At 46.2% G+C, this 23191-nt stretch carries 21 protein-coding genes; 17 read left to right on the top strand and 4 right to left on the bottom strand.

Annotation, left to right across the window (positions count from 1 at the left end):
* The first annotated feature begins 12 nt into the window (after positions 1-12).
* The 3 genes from BTA51_RS00235 (at position 13) to BTA51_RS00225 (ending at position 3212) form a co-directional block, all read left to right on the top strand.
* Complete coding sequence (locus BTA51_RS00235; RefSeq protein WP_168188008.1) at positions 13-1353, top strand: sigma-54-dependent Fis family transcriptional regulator; 1341 nt, start codon at positions 13-15, stop codon at positions 1351-1353.
* Between the two features lie 42 nt (positions 1354-1395).
* The gene (locus BTA51_RS00230; RefSeq protein WP_094705111.1) at positions 1396-2217 is read left to right on the top strand and encodes a class III extradiol ring-cleavage dioxygenase; all 822 of its coding nucleotides are present in this window, start codon (positions 1396-1398) and stop codon (positions 2215-2217) included.
* Between the two features lie 173 nt (positions 2218-2390).
* On the top strand, positions 2391-3212 hold the full coding sequence (locus tag BTA51_RS00225; RefSeq protein ID WP_094705109.1) for a hypothetical protein: 822 nt from the start codon (positions 2391-2393) through the stop codon (positions 3210-3212).
* 156 nt (positions 3213-3368) lie between these two features.
* Here BTA51_RS00225 and BTA51_RS00220 read toward each other — a convergent pair whose 3' ends face one another.
* Together BTA51_RS00220 and BTA51_RS00215 are read right to left on the bottom strand one after the other, a co-directional pair.
* Positions 3369-4196, bottom strand: a complete 828-nt coding sequence (locus BTA51_RS00220; RefSeq protein WP_094705107.1) for an ABC transporter substrate-binding protein — start codon at positions 4194-4196, stop codon at positions 3369-3371.
* Between the two features lie 326 nt (positions 4197-4522).
* The gene (locus BTA51_RS00215) at positions 4523-4930 is read right to left on the bottom strand and encodes a ketosteroid isomerase-related protein (protein ID WP_094705105.1); all 408 of its coding nucleotides are present in this window, start codon (positions 4928-4930) and stop codon (positions 4523-4525) included.
* Positions 4931-5184: 254 nt separating this feature from the next.
* Here BTA51_RS00215 and BTA51_RS00210 point away from each other — a divergent pair, with 254 nt between their 5' ends.
* Together BTA51_RS00210 and BTA51_RS00205 are read left to right on the top strand one after the other, a co-directional pair.
* The gene (locus tag BTA51_RS00210) at positions 5185-5691 is read left to right on the top strand and encodes a polysaccharide biosynthesis/export family protein (protein ID WP_094706005.1); all 507 of its coding nucleotides are present in this window, start codon (positions 5185-5187) and stop codon (positions 5689-5691) included.
* Positions 5692-8094, top strand: a complete 2403-nt coding sequence (locus tag BTA51_RS00205; RefSeq protein ID WP_094705103.1) for a polysaccharide biosynthesis tyrosine autokinase — start codon at positions 5692-5694, stop codon at positions 8092-8094.
* A gap of 20 nt (positions 8095-8114) precedes the next feature.
* Here the strand turns inward: BTA51_RS00205 and BTA51_RS00200 are convergent, their stop codons facing one another.
* Complete coding sequence (locus BTA51_RS00200) at positions 8115-8873, bottom strand: Mut7-C RNAse domain-containing protein (protein ID WP_094705101.1); 759 nt, start codon at positions 8871-8873, stop codon at positions 8115-8117.
* A 247-nt stretch (positions 8874-9120) separates the two neighbouring features.
* Between BTA51_RS00200 and BTA51_RS00195 the strand changes: the two genes are divergently transcribed.
* The 11 genes from BTA51_RS00195 to BTA51_RS00145 all read left to right on the top strand — a co-directional run bounded on the left by BTA51_RS00195 (position 9121) and on the right by BTA51_RS00145 (position 21649).
* The gene (locus BTA51_RS00195; protein WP_168188007.1) at positions 9121-10071 is read left to right on the top strand and encodes an endonuclease/exonuclease/phosphatase family protein; all 951 of its coding nucleotides are present in this window, start codon (positions 9121-9123) and stop codon (positions 10069-10071) included.
* A 713-nt stretch (positions 10072-10784) separates the two neighbouring features.
* A complete protein-coding gene (locus tag BTA51_RS00190) occupies positions 10785-11801 on the top strand; it encodes an N-acetylneuraminate synthase family protein (RefSeq protein WP_094705097.1) in 1017 nt (338 codons plus the stop codon).
* A complete protein-coding gene (locus BTA51_RS30430; protein ID WP_094705095.1) occupies positions 11785-12702 on the top strand; it encodes an HAD hydrolase family protein in 918 nt (305 codons plus the stop codon). The genes BTA51_RS00190 and BTA51_RS30430 overlap by 17 nt, the downstream gene beginning before the upstream one ends.
* 15 nt (positions 12703-12717) lie before the next feature.
* Positions 12718-13413 (top strand): cytidylyltransferase domain-containing protein, encoded by a 696-nt coding sequence (locus BTA51_RS00180; protein WP_094705093.1) that lies wholly within the window; start codon positions 12718-12720, stop codon positions 13411-13413.
* Complete coding sequence (locus tag BTA51_RS00175) at positions 13401-14312, top strand: dihydrodipicolinate synthase family protein (protein WP_094705091.1); 912 nt, start codon at positions 13401-13403, stop codon at positions 14310-14312. The genes BTA51_RS00180 and BTA51_RS00175 overlap by 13 nt, the downstream gene beginning before the upstream one ends.
* A 359-nt stretch (positions 14313-14671) precedes the next feature.
* Positions 14672-15850, top strand: coding sequence for a hypothetical protein (locus tag BTA51_RS00170; protein WP_094705089.1), 1179 nt, complete (start codon positions 14672-14674; stop codon positions 15848-15850).
* Positions 15850-17298 carry a hypothetical protein gene (locus tag BTA51_RS00165; protein ID WP_094705087.1) on the top strand — a complete coding sequence of 483 codons (1449 nt, stop codon included), beginning with the start codon at positions 15850-15852 and terminating at the stop codon, positions 17296-17298. The genes BTA51_RS00170 and BTA51_RS00165 overlap by 1 nt, the downstream gene beginning before the upstream one ends.
* 18 nt (positions 17299-17316) lie before the next feature.
* On the top strand, positions 17317-18048 hold the full coding sequence (locus tag BTA51_RS00160; RefSeq protein WP_141215502.1) for an SGNH/GDSL hydrolase family protein: 732 nt from the start codon (positions 17317-17319) through the stop codon (positions 18046-18048).
* Positions 18048-19502, top strand: coding sequence for a lipopolysaccharide biosynthesis protein (locus BTA51_RS00155; protein ID WP_094705083.1), 1455 nt, complete (start codon positions 18048-18050; stop codon positions 19500-19502). The genes BTA51_RS00160 and BTA51_RS00155 overlap by 1 nt, the downstream gene beginning before the upstream one ends.
* Before the next feature lie 44 nt (positions 19503-19546).
* Positions 19547-20683, top strand: coding sequence for a GDP-mannose 4,6-dehydratase (gene gmd, locus BTA51_RS00150; RefSeq protein ID WP_094705081.1), 1137 nt, complete (start codon positions 19547-19549; stop codon positions 20681-20683).
* A gap of 6 nt (positions 20684-20689) precedes the next feature.
* Entirely contained in the window at positions 20690-21649 is a 960-nt protein-coding gene (locus BTA51_RS00145) for a GDP-L-fucose synthase (RefSeq protein ID WP_094705079.1), read from the top strand.
* A gap of 31 nt (positions 21650-21680) precedes the next feature.
* Here BTA51_RS00145 and BTA51_RS00140 read toward each other — a convergent pair whose 3' ends face one another.
* Complete coding sequence (locus BTA51_RS00140) at positions 21681-22466, bottom strand: ABC transporter substrate-binding protein (RefSeq protein ID WP_246840862.1); 786 nt, start codon at positions 22464-22466, stop codon at positions 21681-21683.
* 184 nt (positions 22467-22650) lie between these two features.
* Here BTA51_RS00140 and BTA51_RS00135 point away from each other — a divergent pair, with 184 nt between their 5' ends.
* The gene (locus BTA51_RS00135; protein WP_094705077.1) at positions 22651-23187 is read left to right on the top strand and encodes a lipopolysaccharide assembly protein LapB; all 537 of its coding nucleotides are present in this window, start codon (positions 22651-22653) and stop codon (positions 23185-23187) included.
* The last annotated feature ends 4 nt before the right edge of the window (positions 23188-23191 follow it).

Raw genomic sequence — 23191 nt, 5'->3', positions numbered from 1 at the left:
TGGCAGAACGATATGTCCGATGCTTTCCCCCTCAATCTCCCTTCGCTGACGTCTATGCTGGAAGCGATTCCTGCTCCTGCCGTTCTTCTGGATCGTGAATATCGCATAAGGGCGGCAAACAATTTATACCGGCAAACCTTTCAGCAAGATGCTTCTTTGATCAACCAGAATTGTTTTCGTGTTTCCCATGGATACAGCGTGCCCTGTGACCAGGCAGGGGAGACCTGTCCTTTGCGCCAGAGTCTGCAAACCGGCCAACGTCAGCGCATTCTGCATATTCATAACACGCCTAAGGGGAAGGAGCATGTGGATGTGGAGATGACTCCGGTTCGGGACGAAAAAGGCGAAATTCAATTTTTTGTCGAGACCATGACACCGGTATACAAGGCGCAGGGACAGAAACATATGATTGGATTCAGCCCTGCCTACACCCATATGCTGGATCTGTTGAACCGGGCTGCGTCCTCGGATATCAGCGTTCTGTTGCTGGGAGAGTCAGGGACCGGCAAGGAGCTTGCCGCCAGACACCTTCATGACCACAGCCCCAGGGCAGGCAAACCATTTGTGACGGTGGAATGCTCAGGGCTTACCGATTCGCTGTTCGAAAGTGAACTGTTTGGTTATGAAAAAGGTGCGTTTACCGGTGCCAACCAGCGCAAGCAAGGGCTGGTGGAAGCGGCCAGTGGCGGGACATTGTTTTTGGATGAAATCGGGGATATTCCTCTGTCCATGCAGGTGAAGCTTCTGCGTCTGATTGAATCGGCGACCTACCGACCTGTTGGCAGCGTTACCTCCAAACAGGCAGATTTTCGTCTGATCTGTGCCACCCATAAATCTCTCCCGGCCCTGATCCGGGTGGGCGGGTTCAGGGAAGATCTTTACTATCGCATCAGTCCGTTTCCAGTTGTTCTGCCTTCCTTGCGCGATCGTCGGGAGGATATTCCCCATATCGCCCGGCATATACTGGAAGTCATCAGTCAAAAGCGGCCTCGGAGCCTTTCCAATGATGCAATGAACTGGCTGCAGAAACAGTCGTTTCCCGGAAATATCCGTGAATTGCGCAATCGTCTGGAGCGGGCTGTGCTACTCTGTGATTTACAGAGCATAGAGCCTGAGCATCTGGAAATGGATCTTGGTGAATATGATCTGACCTCTGGCGAAGAGCCGAAAGAGAATGACGCCGATAATAGGCCTCGATTCCTGCCTAGGGTTATAATGCCTCTTGAGGAACTTGAGAAAACCTATCTGGCGCAGGTAGTGGATACCTATCGGGGGGATAAGCTGTCATTAGCCCGAGAACTGGGAATCAGCGAACGCACCCTATATCGCAAGCTCAAGGAACTGGACCGCTAAGGTAGATGAAACGTTGTAATACCATCGGCTGGAAGTCGCACCATGGCATGTACAAATGAGATATCTGCTGCACCTGTCCTCTTTCTTTCCCATGGCGGTGGGCCTTTGCCACTGCTTGGTCACTCCGGGCATGCGGAGATGGTACGGACTTTTGAAAAGCTCCGAACCGGTTTACCCCCGTCTCCCGCCGCCATCATATTGATCAGCGCTCATTGGGAAGCGCAGCCTGTTGAAGTAACGGGTGGCGCAACCCCGTCCCTCATTTATGACTACTACGGATTTCCGCCTGAGTCATACGGAATTAAGTATCCCGCACTCGGAAAGCCAGAGCTCGCCACAGCTGTCAGCCGGCATTTAAATGAGCAGGGGATTCCCAGCCAGATTAATGGTCGCCGGGGCTTTGACCACGGAATGTTCATACCTCTGCGAATGCTATATCCCAAGGCTGATATTCCGGTGGTCCAGTTATCTCTGGATGCTTCATTAGACCCGGGGTTGCATGTCAGGGTCGGGAGAGCTTTGCGAGAATTCCGCGCCCAAAACATTATGATCATCGGATCAGGGTTTTCCTTTCATAACCTTTCAGTATTTTTTTCACCTAAAACACCAACCGCAGGTGTTTCCATTGCAGACTTCACCCAGTGGCTGGATGCTGTAATGAGCGGACAGGAACTCTCTGAAGAGGAGAGGACCGCCAGACTCGAACAATGGGAGCAGGCCCCGTCAGCCCGGTTCTGTCACCCCCGGGAGGAGCATCTGTTGCCGCTGCATTGTTGTTTTGGGGCTTCGGGGTCGGCGGTTTCAGAAATTTATTCGTTTAAGACCATGGGCGTGGAAAGCCGCTGTTATCTCTGGAATACCTGACTCTGGAATACCTGAATTTTCTCTCTTAATCCTCATCGCTCAATGGCTGTACCTTGCTGTGCTCATGAGAGCCGCTCCCTTATATCTGATCTTTATTAAGACTGGCCACCTTTGTATAAATGTAGGCTAAGATAGAAAGCGTTGATCGTATCCGGCACACAGGAAGGTGATTTGTGAATAAGAAGATATGGTATCTGTATGCGATCTCATTGCTGATACCTGTGGCAGTCTTTGCTGAACCGATGACTGTCAAAGTCGGTGCCTATGAATTTCCGCCCTATTTTTATTCCACTCATGCCAAAGCCGGCCCTAAATATGAGGGAGCAACAGTGGCGTTGGTGGATGCCATCAATGCTATCCAGAGCGATATTCGGCTTGAGATTTATCTGACATCGCCAAAGAGACGTTATTTGGATTTTGATCGTCATCAATACGATCTCATCATGTTCGAAAGCCTGATATGGGGGTGGGAGGGATATCCTCTGGAGGCCAGCCGGGTATTCATGGGAGGCGGGGAGGTCTATGTTGCCTTGGAGAAACCGGGGCGTGACCAGAATTTCTTTAATGATGTCGGCAGCCGCAGCCTGGTCGGCATTCTCGGCTATCACTATGGATTCTCCAACTACATTTCCGACGATGAATACCTCAACACCAAATACCGGGTATTTCTATCTTCTGATCACGAGAGAAATCTACAGCTGATATTGCTCGATCGACCTTCCATTGCCGAGGTGGCGATAGTGACCCGTTCATACCTGAATCTGTTCATGCGGGACAATCCGGACAGCAGGGGCAGGTTTCTGGTGTCTGAAAAGTGCGATCAGGAATATCGTCACACTATTCTGACCCGCAAACAGGGAGTTGTATCCGTCGAAGATCTGAATCGATGGTTGGATATTCTGGAAAAAAACGGAAAACTTGCAGACATCCGGGAAAAGTTTGGTTTGGTTACACCGGATTCTGGTAAGCCTAAATTTTCCCTGCTAGTTAAGTGATCCTGCGGTGCTGACCAAGATGGCCCGCAGTGTTGATCAAGATAGTCTGCAGTGTTGATCAAGATAGTCTGCAATGTTGGCCAAGATATCCTAAAGAGCTGACCTGGATCGCCTCGATGTAGATCCGGAAAAGCCCGTCGTAAAGATCAAAAGCCCTCACATTCCATAGTGTTTCAGCATGGACTGGTACATTGGGGTCTGTTTAAGCTCGTATATGGCCCCTGTGAGCTTTGATGCCAGTTCCAGAGCTTTGGGGTGTTTACGACTGACCGCCATATAAATAGGACTACGGTCGACAACCGGCTGTAGAAATTGCACCTGACCGTTATAACCCTGAGCCTGCGCCTGCAGCTGAATGGCAAATGGATTGCCGATGGCAAGATCAAAGCGCTGACCAACCAGCATTCTGACCAGGGTTGGTTCATCCAGCACTTGTTCTTTTAGAAGATATTCCGCTTCATCAAATTTATGGCCATAGGAATACCCCCGTATCATTCCGATTCGGTACGCCGACAGTGACTCCAGTCTGCCGGTAAAGGACACTTCACTTCCTTTAAGAGCAAAGAATGTGTTGATTTCGTATGCGTGAGGTACACCTGTATATACCACAAAAGGTGCTCTTTCAGCCGTATTGAAAAAGGTCGTGACGAGATCGACAGAGCCGTCTTCAAGTGACTTGAGTACGCGTGGCCAGGATAGTCTGATAAAGCTGGTATTGAGATTGATTTGACGGGAGATATGATTCAGAACTTCGATGGAAATACCGGTCATTTCCCCATCTTTGACGTAATAAAAGGGCGGGTAGTCCGCCTCTGCCAGTACAGCGCGGACCCTGATCGGCCTGTCGTCGCTTAGGGCGTGGTTTGAGAGTGCTGCAAGTACAAGAACAACTCCCCAAAGTGTTTTTAACTGCATATCGACACCATTGAAGGACATCATGCTTTTTTTGCTTTGTCTGATCTGCGCCATCAGTCCTTGTCGCATCGTCACTATCGCTTCCGGCAACCCTGGTTTCGGCCAAAATCAATCATTTATAGCACAAATGGACTATAACGTTTGGATTACCTTATAACCATAGTACAGATTAGTGAACTTCGCGTTAACACTTATACTTATGCTGCTTTTGGGTGTCCGGGAGCTTGGTGATGCTTGTGGCAGGAGCGCAGAGAGCCGAGTATGAAAGAGTGGTGATGGCGTTCCTGAATGGCGTTGCAGGAGAGGATGTCCGCCAGAATCTTCCCTAGCGGACTTCTATCAACCAGTGTCGGACTTCTATCAACCAGTGGGGGACTTGAGTTGTTGGTTGATCGCTAGTTGGATACCTGGGCGATCCAATCTCCGAGGTTATAGTAGTTGGTGACGCGGACAATTCTTCCATCGCGGACTTCAAAAAATGCCCCGGCAGCCAATTGATAGGACTGGCCATCTGCAGGCGGCAGGCCTTCGTCGGAAGCCAGATACTCACCCAGAACGACGAATTCTGCGGCAGCCCGAGAGCCATCCTTATTTGCCATCACGACAATATCTTCCAACTTCTCCCGGTAGCATTCGTTCATCTTACTCATGAAGGCGGCGAATGCCTCTTTACCTGTTTGGCGGGAACACTGGTTGATATCGTGAACGACATCATCACTTAGAAGATCAAGAAACCGCGCCATATCCCCGGCGTTAAAGGCAGCGTAATAATCTTCAATCAATCTAATGGTGTTGGCCTGCATGAATCGTCTCCGAATGGTTAAGGTTGCGGGAGAGTAGCATGGATTAAGACGGAATTTTGGTCAGTCTGCGACGAGGATGGCGCTATTTTCACCAACAGACCCTAGGGCATTTAGCCAGTGGATGAAAAGTAAATATCATGGAATCATATTGTCAGGTTAGGGAAATGTTCTGAGAGGCCCCTTGAATGGATTGCTTTGCGCTGTCAAAAAGATTCGTGACAGTTAATTTTGTATTGTTTGCCGTTTTATTGCTAATGAGTGTTGTGTCGAATAGCCATGCCGAGGAGCCGGTATCGGCAATTGAACAGTATAAGCTGGGGCCGGGAGACCTGATACGAATACAGGTGTATGGTGAAAACGATTTAACCCTGGAAGCCAGACTAGGTGAGGCTGACTCAATAGATTATCCGTTTCTGGGGGAAATCAAACCGGTGGGGAAGACCCTGGATCAAATGCAGGCGCAGATTGCGCAGGGGCTAAAGCAGGGATATCTGGTAGATCCACGTGTCAGTGTCACCGTATTGGAATATCGACAGTTCTATATCAGTGGAGAAGTAAAGAATCCCGGAGGTTATGCCTATCAGCCCGGCCTGACCGTTCGAACGGCCATTTCTCTGGCCGGCGGATTCACTGACGACGCCGCTGAAGACGAGATCCAGCTCATCTCAGAAAACGATCCTGCCAAGACGCCACATCCAGCAAGTCAGGATGTACGCCTGAAACCGGGCGATACCATCATTGTGAAGGAGAGCTTTTTCTAGATGGAAAATCTAAGGGCAGAACCGATTCAGCGGGTAAAGAAACCTTCCGCTGGTCATCCAATTATTGACCCAGGGAGACTGGGTGCAGCCATTCTAAAGTATAAGCGCGGCATACTGTTTCTGGTGATGTTGTCCTTATTGGCGGGTTATCTGGGGCTCAGCGGCGTCAGACCGGTATATCAGGCAACTGCAACCCTATTGATTGAGCGTCCTGCAGTCCTGTCCAAAGCTGTTACCTTGTCTAAAGACGGTAGCAAAAGCTCTAATAAGGACGAGGAAGTTCAAAGCTTTCTGCAAACCCAGCACGAAATATTGCGCTCGCGTAGCCTTGCTGAAGCGGTCGTTGCTGAACTCAATCTGACGGAACAGGCTGAATTCAATCCTGAAATGCAAACCCCGCTGGCTTTGGATGAATTCCTTCTCATGCGTTGGCTGAAATCCCTTTGGCCGATGGATGCAGATAATGATGAGACGCCGGAGCAACCTGTGGAGGGTGTAGCCCCCTCGATTCCCCTGGAGCAGGTTGTCGCCATTTTTATGGAAAGACTCTCAGTTGAACCTGTACGTAATACCCAACTGGTGGATATTCGCTTCAGCGCTTTTGATCCGGAGATGGCGGCTCGAGTTGCCAATGCCGTGGCAGATCAATACATATCAACCTATATGACCGTGGAAACGGCGCAGGCGGTGGAGGGGGAAGCCCTATCGTCAGAGGATCTGGAAGCGGTACATCAACGGTTACTGGAATCTGAAGCTCGATTGAATCGTTTTCAGCAATTTGTTGATCCTCAGCAAGCAGACGGGATCGAGGAGGCTTCAGACCCGGGCCAGAACGACCAGGGTCAGGGAGGTCGCGACAATGATGAAGTCATCGCTGAGCTGACCGTTCGTAATGTTGCGCTGAAAAGAGCCAGGATTGAGGCGGAAAACATCTATGACAGGGTGGTGATATTTGGCGCACCACCACCTGTTGAATACCTCCTCCAGCTGCCGGAAATTGTGGGACGACCATTAGTTGCCGCTGCGCTCGAACGTCAAAAAAATGCTCAGTCCAGAGTGGATGAACTTGCCAAAACCTATGGCGCCAAGCATCCCAAGATGATTTCTGCCCAGGCTGAGCTGACTGGCTTCAAGAAAGATCTGGAAACTCAATTGCTGGATGCCGCGTTGGATGTTGAGTCTGAGTATCAGGCTGCATTGGAGAAGGAAAGAGCCAGCAGCAGGCAGCTATCCATGGCAAGACAGAGACTGCAGGATGCGGAGCAAGTGATATCGCGCCAGAGTGAGCTGGAAATGCAGTTGATTTCGGAGCTGACCCAGGAGGTAGAAAGCAATCGTACGCTTTATGAAGGTCTTATGACGAGGGTTCGCGAAATTCCGACTCCGATTCCCGGGGCTACGGTCAAGAATGCCCGGGTGGTGGATTCGGCAGTGACACCGGGATTACCGTCCAAACCGGATACTCTCCTGGTATATCTTATTCTGGGCATTGCGGCATTGATGGTCGGTATTGCCAGGGCCTGGATGCGAAGCCTTCGGGACAACACTATCCAGCAGACCAATCAGGTGGATGAATTTCTCCATTTGCCTGTGTTGGGGTCACTGCCGATAGCTGAAAACACCGGTTCAACAGACGGACAAGGAGAGTCGCCAATATATGAGGGCGTCCAATCCTCCGCGGATAGCCCCTTTGCTGAGGCCGTACGTAGCCTTCGCACCAGTTTGATCCTGTCGCGGGTGGATCGCACCTGTAAGGTCATCCTGGTGACTTCTTCCCAGCAGGGGGAAGGTAAAAGCACACTGGCACTGAATCTGGCGGAAGCTCTGGGTAAACATGAAGAAGTGCTGTTGATGGATGCTGATCTGCGCCGATCCATGCTGGCCGCGTCTTTGAATATCTCTCTCAACGCTCCCGGTCTGACGGATCTCATTGCCAACACGGCTGAAATAGAGCAGTGCCTGCATCCGCTGAAAGGTACCAGAGCCTCTGTGATGCCAGCCGGAAGTCCTCCCGGAAATCCTGAAGAAGTGCTTTCAAGCCGCAAGTTTCAAATGGTTCTGGCGGTGTTGAAGAAACTGCATGATCGAATCATTATCGACACTGGTCCAACGTTAGCCGGCAGTGATGCGACAATCCTGTCTGAGTTTGCTGACACGATTATCTATGTGGTCAAAGCGGGTGAAACCCAGGTGCCCAAAATTCAGGAAGGTGTCAGACGTTTGCAGGAAGCCGAGGGGGCTATTGCCGGGGTGGTGCTGAATCAGGTGAGTTCGGTGTCTTTGAAAAAGCAGTTCGAACAGCGTAAATACCCGACTTATACCGAACCGGAAAGTAGCGAAACCAAAGTACCTGAAGAACCATTGATCACAATTCAGCGCAAAGAACCAACCGGCATCGTTTGATTCGATCCCCCGCCAGAGAATCAATTCTCGGTATCGCCGTTGACAAATTGCTCCACCTGGCGGGCCAGGCCTTCAAAATGAGGGCCTTCCCAATAGACTTTTCCGCATTGGCTGCATCGATAAAAGACGTCGTAGTATTTGCGGGTTCTAGGGAGTAACTGATCCTCTATCTCGCTTTTATCGACCCGATGTATCTCGCCGTTGCACTGCATGCAATAACGGAATGGCTGCAGTGAATCTACCAGATCAAAACGCCGGATGACTTCGGCGACTTGCTCCGGCGGATGCGTAGAACGCAGGAAGTATCCATGCGTAACCGCCTTTCGGCACAGCAGCAGCCGGTCCCGGGTCAGGATAATTCTGTGCTCTTCCAGGGCTTCCCTGACGATCTCCTCGTCTTCATAGTCATTGCGATATTTAACATCCATTCCCAGCAGCCGGAGATGGCGAGCCAGTGTCCCAAGGTGGACATCCAGAATAAAACGGGTTTTCCGTAGAGGCTTGTCGCGGAGTTTAACGATGGGGGTGATATCAATGCTTTCGAATACTGGATAAACCGCTATTCGGTCGCCATCTTTCAGGTGATAGTCAAAACCCACAGACGCCCCATTGGCTATTATCAGGTCGACCTCAGTATGTGGGATCCGGCAGGTTTCTATGGCGTCCTTCACCGAGGGTTTACCGTCAAACGCATAGTCGAAATCCCGTTTCTTTCGTTCCGGGGGGAGGAAATCGTTAAGTTCCTCATAAAAACGAAACCGGACTTTGCTGGCGGTCATGGTGCTCCTGCCTGTTGTGTATACGGATCCTAATCAACAGTTTAGCTTGTTCGCTATTGCATCAAACTCGTGAAGGCAAAGCAATTGATTGACGGCCTCCATCATCCGGCCTTTGATCCTGGCGATGATAAAAATCTGTTGCAATAGCGCCAGGGAAGGTTCTCAATGATGAGATATTGTCCAATAGTCCTCGTGTTGTAATTTCCTGGCTGCAGTATGGATGCAAACCTGTCTAGAGGACTCGATCATGCCCATCAAGATTACAACCTGGAACGTACAAAACTTCACTAAAGCCAGTACCGTCTACCAGGAAAAGCTGAATTATCTGAAGAATACATTGCAGGCCCTGGGATCTGACGTGGTGGCCCTGCAGGAGGTTCTGGATGCGGATGCTCTGGAAGAACTCGCAGATGCTCTCGGCTTTCATGCATATGCCGCTACCCCTGATGGTCGGCACAACCGGGTCGCCATGTTAACCCGCGATCAGGCAATCAGTACCCGTGAAATTAATGCCTGGATACTACCACCGGGGGAAAGCGTTCATCACTTTGATAGCAGCGGTAATGTGGAGATCGCGACGAAGTTTTCCAGACCCGCGCTGCAGGTAACTCTGCCCTATAACGGTGGTGAACTGGACATTATTACCGCGCATATGAAGTCAAAACTCCTGACATTCGGAGGGCATTTTTCCACGACGGATGAATCTCTGAGGGCTCAGACGGCCTTCTATGCTCTTCAGCGTCGAAGTGCCGAAGCTGTCAGCATCAGGGAGCATGCATCCGGGTTGCTGGCGGATGACCGGAGTCTTGTCATTCTTGGCGATTTCAACGATGTCCACGAGTCTGCTACTACCCAATTATTATATGGCCCGCCGGGCAGCCAGCCGAAGGGGCCGGAAGATGCAGACAGAGCCTCCGGCGCATTTCAGCGAAGTGACCAGGGAGACAGCCAGAGGCTGTTCAATGTGACGAATCTGGTAGACAAAGACAAGCGCTGGACCCGGAAACACAACGGTGAAGAGGAGTTGCTGGACCATATCCTCGCAAGCGCCCAATTGATGCCGAGAAATCAGGCAGGACTACGCCAGGTGCCACAAGTCTCTATATTAAATGACGATTCTCCCAACCTGACTGACAGTAACCCCAATGTTGTCGGTGTCGTACCTGATCATGCCCCGGTAACGGCCGGGTTTGTGTGAGTTGAATTCAAAGGAGTAGGAGGGAATGGGGCGAGCCGAGAAGTAGAGCTACCGAGGGGAAAGCCTGATGTCTGGGCAAAGGCCCTTGCGGGGTATGCCGACGGAAACGCTTTCTAACCCTGGATATAGATATCAGAGAAAAACGTCCAGCAGGATGCTAAAGGGGGGGGGAAATAGATCATCGCTGGTGGACACATAACAGAAGTAAGAAGAGTTTTGGACTTCATCATAGGCACGCGGAACGGCATTCGTTATTATAGTCAGCGGATAAAAGCCTAGTATGAGGCTAAATGGTTCTTTTAACTATACTTTAGTAAAATTGACGTGTTATGACCTTCGGGAATTGTTGCATTAGTAATATAATTTGATAACTAATTCTGAAATTCACATCTATGGTTTCTTGAAGGTCCAATAATGCCGGATATGATTACCTGAATTAAATTTCATTAGACTATTTTGGTTTACTTCAGTAAGAAAAATGAAAATAAGATTCACCAGATTTGCTTTCTATCAGGGAAGAATAAATGGTAAAAGTGGATTTAATTCATAATTCGGTGGCAATTGGGCAAGCCGTAAGTCCAGTAGTATCATCACCTCCTACTCTCATTAAGAGACAACACTTTGACATCTAATTTTTCGATATTTGTCTACTGGCTGATATCAGTGGGTTAGGCTTTATCTGTCGATCAACTTAACATACTCAGGAGAAACTAGTGTTAAGAAGTAGAAAAAACGCCGCATACATTATCGCAGAGGTTGGACAAAATCATCAGGGCGACCTGAATCTGGCAAAAAAATATGTTCGGCAATTTGCTGACGCCGGTGCGGATGCCATTAAGTTCCAGAAGCGGGATATGGCGACTTTATTTGAGCCATTAGCTTTGTCGAAGGAATATAACTCCGAAAATGCCTTTGGAGAGACTTATGGAGAGCATAGGGAAGCCCTCGAGTTGTCAATAGAGGAAATGGCAGAGTTAAAGGAAGAATGTTCAAAATTTGATGTGGATTTTATGTGCACGGCATTTGATCGTGTATCGTTGCATCAGCTAAAAGATATCGGAACTCAAGTAATTAAAATGGCTTCCTTTGATATGGGGAATGTTCCGTTTTTACAAGAGGTTATAGAGTCTGATATTCCATTTGTTATCAGTGCTGGTGGGGCTAATGCTGACATCGTTGATGCCACGGTGGAGTATTTGATTGGTAATAATGCAAAGTTTTCTCTATTGCATTGTGTATCGCGTTATCCATGCCGTGCGGAAGAGTTAACTCTTGGCAGGATTACCCTGCTGAAAGAGAAGTATCCAAGCGTTCAGGTCGGATTGTCTGACCACTTCAATGGAATTTTGTCTGGCGCTGTAGGATATCAATTGGGTGCTGAGGTTTTTGAAAAACATGTAACTTTTGATCGTAGCTGGCGTGGAACCGATCATAGCTTTGCGTTGACATTGCACGGTTTTGAGAACTTTGTCAGGGATATAAATCGTACTCAACAGATGTTGAGGCATGAACTTCCTGAGGGGGTGGGTACTGAGGCCGTTTTTAAGAAGCTGGGTAAGAAAATTGTTGCAGCTACAGATATTAAAAGTGGGGAGTATTTCGACGTGAAGAACTTGTCCTGCAGGATAAATGGTGAGGGGGTTCCTGTAAGAGACAGCGTCAGACTGATTGGTAAATTGGCGAAACGTGACTATAAGTCGGGAGAGTATATAGATGTTTCAGAAATTTAAGAATATTAAAGCGGTAGCTTTTGATTTTGATGGGGTTTTTACAGATAACAGTGTTTACGTCAGTCAGCATGGAGAAGAAACAGTCAGGTGCGTAAGGTCTGATGGTATCGGTCTTTCTAAGCTGAAAAGGTTGGGAATTCCGCATGTCATCATTTCCACTGAAGCCAATCCTGTGGTTACACAAAGAGCCAATAAGCTCGGGATAGATGTCGTTCAGAATGTAGAAAGGAAAGACGTAGAGCTACGGAAATGGGCAAGTGAAATAGGCGTTGAACTGGAAGATATCGCGTTTGTTGGCAATGATGACAATGATCTTGATGCTTTAGGCGTCGCTGGAATTCCAATCTGTGTGTGGGATGCAACTTCCAGCGTCAAGGATGTGTGCGTGCATATTACTGAAGCTCGTGGAGGGCATGGTGCGGTCCGCGAAATATGTGAGCTCATTTTGGACAGCCATGAAAGTGATTCCCATGATCTGGATGTACTCTCAGTAGTTATTCCCGATAAAATTGATATGGGGGCAAGAGTGTGGGGAGAAGAGACCACTTTGGCTCTGGCTTCAAAGAAAGTCATGATGAAGAAGCTTTTCGTTAAAGCTGGGTGTAAAGGTGGATTGCAGTATCACCGGAAGAGACATGAAATGGGCTATGTGGTTTCCGGCAAGATGCTGGTTCGCATCGGTGATGGAAAAAACATTAAAGAAATCATTATGACTGGTGGAGATCATTACTACTTTCCTCCGTACCTGGTTCATCAGGAAGAGGCTATCGAAGATACCTTAATTATCGAATGTTCGACACCTTGGACTAATGACCGTGTCAGGGTCGAAGCTGAATACCAACAGCCTGATGGTGAGGTCGGTCTTCGTACGACAATACCTGGCGAGGAAGTTCTTCTGTAAGATTGAGAAAGATATATGCGTATATTGGCAGTAATTCCTGCTAGGGGGGGCTCTAAGCGTCTGCCCAGAAAAAACATTATGGATCTAGCTGGACGCCCTCTAATAGATTATTCAATACAAGCGGTTAGAAAATCCTCTCTTGTCACTAACCATGTTGTATCCACTGATGATGAAGAGATTGCCAGTGTTGCCAGAGAATGTGGGGCAAATGTGCCATTTATCAGGCCGCCTGAGCTGTCAACAGATAATGTCAGAAATTCACAAACACTTCTGCATGCGCTGGACTGGTTTGCCGATGCTCAGGGTCAGGACTTTGATGCTGTAATTTTGCTGCAGCCGACGGCTCCCCTCCGTCAGTCGTGGCATATAGATGAAGCTGTAAAGTTGTTTGAATCTACAGGGGCCGATACTCTGGCAAGTGTAACCGGACCTCATAAAAAGAGGGATGTAGTTATCAAACAACTGCTGAATGAAAACAGGCTTGTCGATTATACTCCTGACGATCCCAATGTTGGATACTATAGATATAATGCCAGTATATATATCGTGAGATCTGATTATCTAAGGGATAAACAAAGATTTACTTCAGAAAAGGAAGTAGGCTACGTCATGGATGAGGAATTTTCGATCGATGTGGACACCAAACTGGATCTATACCGGGCAGAAGCAGATATCAGATATTGTAAGGAGTTAAATTTATGCGAATTTTAGAGGGTGTCATCCCTGTATTAATTACACCGCTCGATAAAGATCAGACTGTTGATGAAAGTTCTTTAAGAAATATAGTCAATCAGTATGTAGACAAGAAAGTTGGTGGACTTTGGGTTTTGGGGACAGGGGCTGAAGATATGTGTCTGTCGATGTCGCAAAGACTTAAAGTGGCAGAAGTTGTCTGTAATGCTGTCGATGGTCGAGTGCCTGTGATCCTGGGTTGCAGCTTTTTCTCTCCAGCTGAATCTTTGGAATTTATCGATCGCACCAAGCATCTTGAATTTGATTCATACCATGCAATGCCTTATCACCAAAAGGTTTCTCTAGATAATATTTATATGTGGTATGAATTGCTGGCTAATTACCTCCAAGAGCGAGGTAAGACGCTATGGGCATATACCAGTGGCAATTGGGCTGTGAGAATGGGGCCTGAATTTGTGGCTCGGTTGAAAAATATTCCTAACATAGTTGGCGTTAAGTACTCTTCCAGTAATATGGTCGATGTACAAGGTGCTATTGATCTTGCGGATGATGAGTTCCAAGTAATCACAGCGGTAGTGAAAACATTTTATGCCTGTCTCGCGCTTGGTGTCAAAGGAGCCACTTCGGTTGAGGCCTCGGTTTTTCTGGATCAGATACAAAATGTGTATGATTTATATAAGCAAGGTAGCGAAGAGGAAGCGCGTGACGCACAGCGCTATCTCAATTCTACGTTATTGAATTACCCCTCTCCTGCTGCCCGTGACAACTTTCTACGTGTTGCCGAACTCAAGTACCTCGGATCGAGGCTAGGGTTGTGCCAAGAATGGGTAACGCCCTATTATAGGCAGCTAACATCGGACGAGAAACTAGCCCTGGATGTTTATTTTGAAAAGTATTTATCCTCGGAGAGCAAGTAGCTGCTAGTGAGTGGGAGGCTGAAGCCTCCCTTTTGGTAAAGAGCTGACTAGGGCTGATAGTTTCCGTAGACAGAAAAACTCCCTTGGGGTCTAAAGGGGGGACTGAATTTCAAGCCAATTGTTGAGATTCTGTCATTAGATCGTCTCCATGAGGCTTGCCTATAATCAAAGTTCTGATGCTCCAAGCATATAGGATTAAGCGGACCTTTATTCTGATTGTAAGTTATGGTTGGAGTCTCTCTACAAGTTGGTTGTATTTGTTGTGAAGGTTATTATATAAAATGGCGCGATGTATAAACGAACAATTTAAGGAGGTGAAATTTAACTATAGGATAAATATACTTGCTGCATGGTGTGGCATGTCGTTTATATCTCCCCTCCCTTTGTCTACAGATATTCAGCCGCTTATTTTTATTTTTGCCTGTCTCGTATTTTTCTATGAGATGATAAATCATAACGTTAAACTAAACCGGTTCCAGATATATTTTTTGCTTCTCTCCATAATTCAAATTGGCTATATCAATGTAAATAGGGACTTTAATTTTAGTCCTTCCAATCATCTTGTATTTTTATTCGCTTTTGTTTTGTTTTATCTGTTTTCTCGTTACCGAGATGAAATAAGTCCAAATTGGGTGTTCTTTGGATTTTATGTGAATTTTTTCTCTGCTCTTCTTCAATATCTGGTGCCTGATATATGGGTCGCCTCGGTGGGAGAGCATTTTATTGGTGATTTTCGGGCAGCTCAGTCCTCTGGAGGGAGAGGGGTTGGAGGAATAAATCCGGAAGCCGGATTTTTAGGTGCCATTGCAGGAGGTTACCTAGCCATAGCGAGCTATTACTATGGCCGGAGACTTATTGGTTGGACTCAATATGCTCTTATTATTGCGGCTGGAATTATTATGACCGTATTGAGTTCGTCGGGGACTGGATATTTGCTTGTCAGTTTGTGGGTGGTATCAAGATTCTCATTAAATAGAAGTACGATAGTGCTGGCTATTGTTGTTGGCCTTGCTCTGTTTGTTGTACTAACGGGTAATTCGGGGATTTACACTGGAAGCCGCGGAAGTGAAGTCTTGTTGAGCCTGATGAAAAACCCTGTGTTATTTTTGTCAACGGATGTGTCTTCTCTCATGCGGGTTCTGGCCTTTTTAATCGGGCCCTTAACCATTATTGATGGGCATGTGATTGGAACGGGGGTTGGTACTTTTGATCAAGTCGCACCCAGCATTATTTCCAATTATTTGTCTGGGATCGGGAATAACGAAGCATTTAGCCGATTAATGGATGCCCATGGCGGGTCATCGGCTTTTGGTCGCCATGCTGCTGAAATGGGGCTTCTATTTATTATTTTGCTCATGGGGATATTCAGTAGTGTGAAGCTGTGTCGTGCTAAGCTGCTACTTGCTGCTTATGCTGTTCTTTTTATATCGTTTTCGTTTTCTTTTGCATTTCCGCTAACATGGTTGTTGATTTCATTAAGTCATTCAGATTTAGGCCATGTAAAAAAAGAGTGGACTGAAATTTATGAGAGTAATTAATGAGAATTGCCTTTTTCCCAAGAAATCTCAATCACTTGCGGCTATATGGCAAGTTGAGAGAAACAATTGCCAAAGAGTATCCAAGCACTGATGTAAATATTGTCTACGAAACTTCCAGCGAAATCTCTGATGTGGATTTTGCATACGAAGAGCATATAGAGAGTGTGCTAAGGACAGATGTGAGCAATGTTGCTTCGCTGGAGCAATTTCTTCAGAAATACCCATCATTTAATTTTAATAAGGCCATTTTAAGCGAGAGAGAGCTGGTATTTTTTCCTTCCTATTTCAACTATGGACATATGAAATATAAGGAAATTTGTGCCTACACAGCTGCCTGCTTTCACGTGATGGAAATGTTCTTGGACTCAGTCAAGCCCGATATCGTATATGGCGAGCTGATATTGGGTCTCGCGGACGCAATTCTCTATGAAATCTGTAAAGTTAAAGGCGTAAAGTATCTGTCGGTTAGGCAATCCAAAGTAGGAAATGGAATCATTGTCTGTGATCCCTATGTTGACTTGCCAATAAATCATAGAAGTAAATACGAGGCATACTTGGCAGAGAACCCCGATTCGGAGTGTTTTAATGAAGCCAGACAATATCTGGACAACCTAAAACAGAGGATAGAAAAGCCTGTATATATGGAAAAGACTGGGCAGAACTATCGACTGTTTCCAAAACATAAGGTTGCGGAGTTTATTAGACGAATTACCCAAGCCTCCGAGAATAAGGAAAAGCTGATTCTCAAGAGGAGGCCGTTGTTAAACCCGGTTTTTTGGCACGCCACCAAGCTGATAAACATAGTAAAGACAAAAATCTATGGCAATCATTGGTTTGTTGACCTTGAGAACATTGATAGTCCCTATGTGATTTTTCCTCTTCATTACGAACCTGAGTCATCAACTTTGGTTAGGGGGGCTGAGTTCTCTGACCAGTTGGGAGTGATTAAGTTCATTTCACGGCACCTACCGTTGGGCATTATTCTGGTTGTGAAGGAACATGGCGGAAATCATGGATACAGGAAGCCGGAGTTTTACCAGGAGGTAAGCCATTTGCCGAATGTTGTTTTGGTTTCCAGGGATCAGTCGCCCCGTGAACTGATAAAAAACTCCGCTGCGATAATCACCATTACCGGAAGGATGGGGTGGGAAGCTCTTGTGTATGGGAAAAGTGTGATATGCCTCGGCAATGCGTTTTGGTCAACAATGCCGGGAGTTCAAAGATGTAAACAATGGAGTGATTTGATCGAAGCATTAAGGTCAGTGTCTAAGGAGGCCGATACGCCCTCTGCATCAGGCGTCGAATTGCTTGCCTTTACTGCTGCTTATATAGAGTGTAATCACCAAGCCAACTTTGTTCTCAATTCCTCTCAATTAGAACAAGAGAAAAATATTCAGAGTTTGGCTGGCTTGTTTAGCCAGAACCACTTTGACGTGTTAAGTAAGTAGTGTGAACAAGGTCGCAGCGTGGAAGAAAGGAAAAAGCTGAAGGTTTGTATAATGGGCAATTCGGTGGGGTTAAGAGTAAGACCACCAGAAACGGCACCTGATAATCATACCTTCGGAGCTCTTTTGGAAGAATGTCTGGTTAAAAATGAAGACTGTACTTCTATATCCGTAGAGAATATTTGTATGGGGCGTTCCCTTCTTGAGCAGATATTTAATGATGGAGATAAAGTTATAAACAGATTTCCAGACTATTACATCATAGTGGCGGGAATTACTGACGCATCAACCAGGGAAATTCCTCTATGGTTTTCCAATGTGCTATATGGCAAAAGGACTGGCTTTATACGCCGTGTCGCCATGGGGCTCTATGTATATATTATCAAACCGAGAAGGCGTCATTTTGTCAGACTGAGGGGAAACAAAAGTTGGACGACGGCAAGTCGTTTTAAAAAGATTTATACCAAGATAATTTCAGAGCTGATAAAAAATACCAATGCAAAGATTTTGATCCTCACTATCAATCAATGCACCCAACGAATTGAAAACGAGCTACCTGGAACAAAAGAGAATATAAGAGTGTTCAACGACATTATCATGTCATTGAAAGAGAGTAATAGTAGAGTTTCCATCATTGATACAACAGATCTTGACCCCGATACGCACTTGCCTGATGGAATACACTATTCTAGAGCTGGCCACGAAATTGTAGCCGATCGAATATATAGAACCATTAAAGGCGCAAAGCAGTAGTGAGTCGGGAAGCAGACAAAACTCGTAAGAATATAATCGTAATTTTCATTGGTCAGCTATTGCTGGGGCTTATTACCGCCCTAAGCTATAAGTTGATGGTAGGCTATGTTGGGGCAGAAGAGGGAGGGCTGATTGTATATTCCATTGCTCTTCTCAATAGCTTGAGGGCTCTGTTTGACTTGGGATTGGCTAAAACTGTCATAAAGTACATAGCTGAAAACCGGGATATCAGGGAGAAGCTGGTAAATGTCTGCCAGTACTTTACCGCAATTTACGGTTTGATTTTTATCCTGCTAATGATTTCAGTGACATTGTTCTCCCATGATATCAGCATGTTCTTTTTTAGTGGTACTGAATTTAACTCCGCCCTTGGTGGGTGGCATGTCTTCTTGTATGCAGCGCCAATTATTCTGATCATTTCGTATCTTAGTAGTGTTCTCGCTGGTTTTGAAAGATTCGTAGTGGTTAGTTTGGTCGACCTGCTAGTGGGAGTACTGTTGTATGCTCTCTCCGCAGCGTTGCTGGTCTCAGGCGTGAGCTTTTCGAATATTGCAGTTGTAATTGTATCTCTGTATCTACTAAAGATGACGTTGTTTCTTGGTTGTTGTGTAAAGCGGGTAGGTTGGGGCTTCTTATTGCCGAAGTATAAATCTGTATTCCATCATGAAGTAAAAGGTCACATGAGGAATATGTTTTTGCTTTCTGGACTGCTTTTTGTTCACAAACAGGCAGATAAACTTGTAGTGGGAAAGTTGCTTGCGATAAGTGATGCGGGGTTTTATGTCATCATATTCTCGCTTATAGGTAAACTTTCCATATTAACTCAAAGTATTTCTCAGGCTTTATCTCCACAGTTCAGTAAAGGTAAACACGAAGAGAGTCGATTGAAATATCTCAAGCTCAGTCGCTTCAACTTAGGGTTTATGATGCCAATATATATTGGTGCGGCTATTGTGATGGATGAAATTCTCGTATTTCTTCTAGGTAACGAATTTCCAAAAGAATACCTATATTGTGCTTATGCGGTAATTTTATACTTCTTTTTGAATGCCGCGATTAGACTGTTCCGGACTCTTTTGATTTCGCGTTCAGGTTCTTCTTTGGTGCTGAAAGCTGACGTGTTTGGAGTTGTTTTATCATTTCCATTGTTGATTGTTTCTGCGTTCTACTACGGGATTATAGGTGTTTGCGTTTCGATGCTGGTATTTTATTTGGTTATGATCCCCGTGCTCGTTGTAGGCGGATATCAAAAAGTATTGGATAGCTCACCTGTGTCATGGCTGAATCAAGTAATAGAAGTGTCAAAGCTTCCTTTTTTATTTGCAATACCTATAGTGGGTTATAAGTATATATATGACGTCCCCGCGTATCAGGATATCTTATTAGCAATGACCTTTGGGCTTATATGCTTTGTTGTTTTATATCGCGATTGGTGTGGTTCCAGAAAACTGTAGTGTTATGCTGTGAATACGCATATAAATAAGTCATACCAGTCTTAATGAATTTGGAGACGAGATTGAAGAAGAAAGCGCTTATCACCGGTATTACCGGGCAAGATGGCTCGTATTTGGCGGAATTTCTATTATCGAAAGGTTATGAAGTTCACGGTATTAAGAGGCGTGCCTCTTTATTCAATACGCAAAGAATTGATCACATTTACCAAGATCCCCATGTCGAAAACCAAAACTTGGTTTTGCACTATGGTGACTTGACTGATAGTTCCAATCTTACCCGTATCATCGCTGATATCAGGCCGGATGAAATATATAATCTCGGGGCACAGAGCCATGTTGCAGTAAGCTTTGAGTCGCCGGAGTATACGGCTGATGTCGATGCCATTGGTACTTTGAGGTTGCTGGAAGCGGTGCGCTTTTTGGGGTTGGCCGACAAAACCCGCTTTTATCAAGCATCCACATCAGAGCTTTATGGGCTGGTACAGGAAGTTCCACAAAGGGAAAACACTCCTTTCTACCCAAGAAGTCCCTATGCAGTAGCTAAGTTATACGCATATTGGATTACTGTAAATTACAGGGAGTCATATGGTATGTACGCCTGTAACGGAATACTGTTCAATCACGAGAGTCCTCGAAGAGGGGAAACTTTTGTTACCCGTAAAATTACCCGTGGTTTAGCAAATATCGCTCAAGGGCTGGAAACCTGCTTATACATGGGGAACATGGATGCATTACGAGATTGGGGGCACGCCAAAGATTATGTGCGTATGCAGTGGATGATGCTGCAACAGGATAAGCCAGAAGATTTTGTTATTGCGACGGGAACTCAATATTCAGTCAGGGAATTTATTCAGTGGTCCGCAAAGGAACTCGGCATCGAATTGAGTTTCGAGGGGGATGGGGTAGACGAGTATGCGGTTGTTGTCTCTGTTAATGGCAGTTCTGCGCCATGTGTCAAAGTTGGCGATGTTATTGTGAAGGTGGACCCTAGATATTTTAGGCCAGCGGAAGTAGAGACATTGCTGGGAGATCCTACAAACGCGAAAGTAAAACTAGGTTGGGAGCCTGTTATCAGCGCCCAGGAAATGTGTTCAGAAATGGTCGCGGAAGACTTGAGGATTGCTCAGCGGCATGCTCTCCTTAAAAAGCACGGTCATGACGTTCCTGTTTCAATGGAGTGATGGTATATGGATAAAAGTGCATCAATATTTGTTGCTGGTCACAATGGGATGGTTGGGGCTTCAATACTCAGCCTGCTAAAAAGTAATGGTTTTAATAATATCCACTCGATAGATCGGAATTCTCTGGATCTCAAAGATCAAAAAGCTGTTGCGGAATATTTTGCTGAGAATCGGTTTCAGTACGTTTTTTTAGCCGCGGCAAAAGTTGGGGGAATATATGCTAATAATGCTTATCCCGCAGATTTCATATATGACAACCTCGCGATACAGTGCAATGTAATTCACTCTTCTTATTGCACTGGTGTCGAGCGTCTACTTTTTTTAGGTAGTTCGTGTATTTATCCTAGGGAAGCTGAGCAGCCAATGAGGGAGAATGCTTTGCTGACGGGTGTGCTTGAACCTACCAATGAACCTTATGCGATTGCTAAGATCGCGGGCATTAAAATGTGTGAAAGCTATAATCGGCAGTACGGGACAGACTATCGTAGTGTAATGCCCACTAACTTGTACGGCCCAAACGATAACTTTCACCCTGAAAACAGTCATGTTGTTCCTGCGCTGATAGGTCGTTTTCACCATGCTAAGGAAAATCAATTGGCTAAGGTGTCAATTTGGGGGACAGGTAGAGCGCTTCGAGAGTTTTTGCATGTTGAGGACATGGCGAGTGCCTGTTTGCATGTCATGTCGATTCCGAAAGAATCGTATCGAGGTATTACCGAGCCTCAGCTGTCCCATATCAATGTGGGGACAGGAGTAGATTGCTCAATTGCTGAGCTTGCTCATACCATATCAGAGGTTATTGGGTACGAGGGAGAAGTTGACTTTGATACGACAAAGCCTGATGGAGCTCCTCGAAAGCTGATGGATAGCTGCAAGCTCAGGCAGCTTGGCTGGAGTCCAAAGTACGACCTGAAGAGTGGTTTAGAGCACGCATATCGTTGGTATTTGGAAAATGTGGTCGAGTAGAGCGCTGTTTTAGGTATAGGTATTTCGGAGATCATTTGTAGGGATAGTAGATTCCCTCTACTGCTTCCTGTAAATGCCGATGGACGAGTCCATTGTCCTTGATTTTTTGTAGACCCCGGTTGAATGCTTCCACTAGCATTTCACCTCGGGGGCTTTGGGTAAAGATCAGCCGGTACGGCCATGACTCAATTGGACGGGGATTGTAACTGATGTGATCCATGACATAAGGCAGCTGTCTTTGCAGAATATACAGGCCGACAAGTTTGTCGAGAGAGAAAGCATCAATTCTGCCGGATAATAGTTTGGCAAAATTAAGGCCTTCATCTGATACTTTCTCCATTTTCATGGATACTCCTGCCAGCTTGGCATCTTCAAACCAAGGGTAAGTGGCGCTCATCAGGCCGCCAAATTTCAACCCCTCAAAATCCTGATAGGTATTCCAACTGAGAGGCCTCTCTTTGCGATGAAAAAAAACTGCGGTTCCTTCAAAAACCACGTCTGAAAACAGGTAAATCTTTTTTCGTTCTTCTGTCTCAACCCAAAGAATAGAGGTATCCCAAGTGCCATCTTCCACATATTGGGCGACCCGATTCCATGGGAAAAAACCGAACTCTACCTGTAAGTCAGCGGCCCGAAAACTTTCTTCAACAATGTGAGCTGCAACTCCATAGTGTGGCAGTTCGACGGAAAGGTAAGGGGGCCATTCTCCAATGGCGATGCGGGCGGTCTCTTCAGCGCGTACGTTTGATGCTGCGGTTACCAAAAACATACTGGTTACCAGGAACATCGCAATAAATGACATGAAAGTATATGGCATGGGTCGACCAGGGACTGACTGTCTTCAACTCATTAGAGTTAGCATATACGAGCTGGTGTATATGGGCAAAATGACATGGGAACTTCCGGCTTCTCAAAATAGCAATAAATTGTTATGATTTGGCGCTTCGTGGAAGGAGGGTATGCAATGTATCCTTCATTGTTAATAAGGAATTGATGGTATTATGCTGGACTTGTCTCTCTTTGAAAGTGACGAATTGTTGGCTTTGGCCAAGTTGGACGTTGAAAAAAATCGTATCGATTCCGCATTGGCAAAATTGAAGCAAGCGAATAACTTGCCTGACCCCCAGCCCGAGTGTGATTCACTGCTGGCTAAACTATATGCTCAGCTAAACCTATTCGACAGGGCATCATACCATTACGAAAGCTACTTAATGAAACAACCGGATGCCTTGTTGGAGCGGTTCCAGTACGGAATGGTTTATTATGAGCAAGGAATCAAGGACAGAGCTCTTCTTGTATGGAAAGAGGTGCTGGATGAGGTTCCGACTTTTCCGCCTGCGTTATACTACTGCGCGTTGGTTTCATGGGAAGATAGCGATGAGTCCGAGGCAAGGAGGTTGATCGATATTCTCTTGAAGTCTGCCCCCGCAGATAATCTATATTTTAAGAGGAGCAAAGACTTGTTGAATGCTCTGGATAGTAATGCAAATTCTGGCTCTGTTGCAGCCCCTCGATTCGATAGCCAAAAGATCAACTGATAGA

Origin of the sequence: Hahella sp. CCB-MM4, assembly GCF_002260525.1 — a bacterium.
Taxonomy (GTDB): Bacteria; Pseudomonadota; Gammaproteobacteria; order Pseudomonadales; family Oleiphilaceae; genus Hahella.
The sequence above is the reverse complement of the archived record's forward strand: the minus strand, read 5'-3'. Positions and strand labels throughout refer to the sequence as shown.

Bases quoted from the DNA above. Each gene is read 5' to 3' on its own strand.
- BTA51_RS00135 (WP_094705077.1), top strand. From the start codon at position 22,651: ATGCTGGACTTGTCTCTCTTTGAAAGTGACGAATTGTTGGCTTTGGCC.
- BTA51_RS00145 (WP_094705079.1), top strand. From the start codon at position 20,690: ATGGATAAAAGTGCATCAATATTTGTTGCTGGTCACAATGGGATGGTT.
- BTA51_RS00175 (WP_094705091.1), top strand. From the start codon at position 13,401: ATGCGAATTTTAGAGGGTGTCATCCCTGTATTAATTACACCGCTCGAT.
- BTA51_RS00215 (WP_094705105.1), bottom strand. From the start codon at position 4,930: ATGCAGGCCAACACCATTAGATTGATTGAAGATTATTACGCTGCCTTT.
- BTA51_RS30430 (WP_094705095.1), top strand. From the start codon at position 11,785: ATGTTTCAGAAATTTAAGAATATTAAAGCGGTAGCTTTTGATTTTGAT.
- BTA51_RS00230 (WP_094705111.1), top strand. From the start codon at position 1,396: ATGGCATGTACAAATGAGATATCTGCTGCACCTGTCCTCTTTCTTTCC.
- gmd (WP_094705081.1), top strand. From the start codon at position 19,547: ATGAATTTGGAGACGAGATTGAAGAAGAAAGCGCTTATCACCGGTATT.
- BTA51_RS00210 (WP_094706005.1), top strand. From the start codon at position 5,185: ATGAGTGTTGTGTCGAATAGCCATGCCGAGGAGCCGGTATCGGCAATT.
- BTA51_RS00195 (WP_168188007.1), top strand. From the start codon at position 9,121: ATGCCCATCAAGATTACAACCTGGAACGTACAAAACTTCACTAAAGCC.
- BTA51_RS00200 (WP_094705101.1), bottom strand. From the start codon at position 8,873: ATGACCGCCAGCAAAGTCCGGTTTCGTTTTTATGAGGAACTTAACGAT.
- BTA51_RS00180 (WP_094705093.1), top strand. From the start codon at position 12,718: ATGCGTATATTGGCAGTAATTCCTGCTAGGGGGGGCTCTAAGCGTCTG.
- BTA51_RS00140 (WP_246840862.1), bottom strand. From the start codon at position 22,466: ATGCCATATACTTTCATGTCATTTATTGCGATGTTCCTGGTAACCAGT.
- BTA51_RS00220 (WP_094705107.1), bottom strand. From the start codon at position 4,196: ATGCGACAAGGACTGATGGCGCAGATCAGACAAAGCAAAAAAAGCATG.
- BTA51_RS00205 (WP_094705103.1), top strand. From the start codon at position 5,692: ATGGAAAATCTAAGGGCAGAACCGATTCAGCGGGTAAAGAAACCTTCC.
- BTA51_RS00165 (WP_094705087.1), top strand. From the start codon at position 15,850: ATGAGAATTGCCTTTTTCCCAAGAAATCTCAATCACTTGCGGCTATAT.
- BTA51_RS00235 (WP_168188008.1), top strand. From the start codon at position 13: ATGTCCGATGCTTTCCCCCTCAATCTCCCTTCGCTGACGTCTATGCTG.
- BTA51_RS00170 (WP_094705089.1), top strand. From the start codon at position 14,672: ATGTCGTTTATATCTCCCCTCCCTTTGTCTACAGATATTCAGCCGCTT.